The following is a 1,928-nucleotide window of genomic DNA, read 5'->3' on the forward strand; positions in this document are numbered from 1 at the left end:
AGCGCCGGCGCCAGGCGCAGCCGGTCGAAGCGGAAGCGCCGCAGCAGGGCGAGCGAGGTCACCCCCTCGCCGAAGCGGTCGAGCGCCAGGGCGGCGCCCTGCTCGCGCAGCTTGCGCAGCGCCCGCGGCAGCGAGGTGCCGGCGCCCAGCGCCGCCTCGGTCACCGCCAGCTCCAGCCGCGCCGGGTCCAGCCCGGTCTCCGCCAGCACCTGCTGCACCAGGCCGGGGAAGCCCGGGTCGCGCAGCTGCACGGCGGTCACCGGCCGGGTCAGGCGCCAGCTCTGCGGCCATTCCAGCGCCTCGCGGCAGGCGCGGCGCAGCAGCTGGGCGCCCAGCGGCAGCACCAGCCCGGTGCGGTCGGCCAGGCCCAGGAAGCTCTCGGCCGGCAGCGCGCCGTGCAGCGGGTGCCACCAGCCGGGCTCGACGCAGCGGCCCAGCACCCGGCCATCGGCCAGGGCGCGCAGCGTGCGGTAGCCGAGGGTGATGTCCTCCTGCGCGATGGCGCGGCGCAGCGCCGCCTCCAGCCCCTCGTCGCTGCGCTGCCGGGCCTCCAGCTGCGGGCCGTAGAGGCAGACATGGCCGCGCCCTTCCTGCTTGGCCTGGTAGAGCGCCAGGTCGGCGCAGCGCAGCAGGGCGGAGACGCTGCCGGCATGGCGCGGCGCCAGCGCCAGGCCACAGCTGACGCCGACCACCGCGCGGTGGCCGTCCAGCTGGTAAGGTTCACACAGCGCCGCGGCCAGGCGCTGCGCCACGGCCTGGGCCTGCTCCGGCCCCGCCGCCAGCAGCGCGGCGAATTCGTCGCCGCCAAGCCGCGCGCCCAGGCTGCCCTCCGGCAGCAGGCCGGTCAGCCGCTCGGCCACCTGGCGCAGCAGCACGTCGCCGCTGGCATGGCCGAGCTGGTCGTTGACCTCCTTGAAGTAGTCGAGATCGAGCAGCAACAGCCCCGCCGGTTCCCCGCGCGCCAGCCGGTCCTCCAGCCGCGACTGGAACTCCATGCGGTTGGCCAGGCCGGTCAGCGAATCGTGCCGCGCCATCCAGGCGATGCGCGCGGTGCGCGCCTCGCGCTCGGTGACGTCGCGATCGACGCCGCGATAGCCGAGCAGCGCGCCATCCTCGGCCAGCAGCGGCACGCCGCTGGTCTCCAGCACCACGATGCGGCCATCGGCGTGGCGGTTGCGGTTCAGCAGGCCCGAGAAGGGCGCCTTGCGCGCGGCGATCTCGGCGAAGATGCTGCCGATGCGCGCCGCCTCGTCGGGCGGCATCAGGTCGAAGGGGGTGCGGCCCAGCACCTGCTCGGGCCGGTAACCCAGCAGCGTCTCGACATGGGCGGAGGCGAAGGTGTAGCGGCCCTGCGCGTCCACCTCCCAGATCCAGTCGGAATTGGTGTCGAGCATGGCGCGCAGCCGGTCGCGCTCGGCGATGGCGGCGGAGGCCCTGGCCGCGTCCGAATCCGGCGCCGCCGCCCGGCGGGCGGGCGGCAAGGCGGCATGGCGCCGCAGCAAGGCGTTGAAAAACCGCACGGCAGGCCTTGGGGAAGGAAAGAGGAAGGGTCGGCCGGCAGGGGCGCCGCGCCGGCGGGTGCGGCGGTATACACGAAACCGTGCGCGCTGCGAAGGCGCCCGGCCCCGCGCGGTCAGCCCGGCGGGGCGGGGTGCAGCCGGGCGCGCAGCTGCTCGACCTCGGCGCGCGTGGGATGCGCGGTGCCGGCATTGGAGACGGCGGCGGCGCCGGCCGCCATGCCCCAGGCGAAGGCATCCTCATCCGTGGCGCCGCGCGCCAGGGCGAGCGTCATGGCGGCGACGAAGCTGTCGCCGGCGCCGACCGCGCCGCGCACCTCGACCGGCAGGGCGGGCAGGCGCAGCGTGCCGGCGGCGGTCGCCAGCAGCGCCCCCTCATGCCCCAGCGTCACCGCCAGGCGCTTGGCCAGG

The 1,928-nt window shown here is 76.4% G+C and carries 2 protein-coding genes; both read right to left on the reverse strand.

The window, feature by feature from the left end; translation table 11 throughout:
• Positions 1-1,520 (reverse strand): putative bifunctional diguanylate cyclase/phosphodiesterase (locus tag HMPREF0731_RS23815; RefSeq protein ID WP_007006048.1); only part of this gene is annotated, 1,520 nt, incomplete at its 3' end.
• 113 nt (positions 1,521-1,633) lie between these two features.
• A partial coding sequence (locus HMPREF0731_RS20075) for a PfkB family carbohydrate kinase (protein WP_007006049.1) occupies positions 1,634-1,928 on the reverse strand: 295 nt, incomplete at its 5' end.

The organism is Pseudoroseomonas cervicalis ATCC 49957 (assembly GCF_000164635.1).
Classification (GTDB): domain Bacteria; phylum Pseudomonadota; class Alphaproteobacteria; order Acetobacterales; family Acetobacteraceae; genus Pseudoroseomonas; species Pseudoroseomonas cervicalis.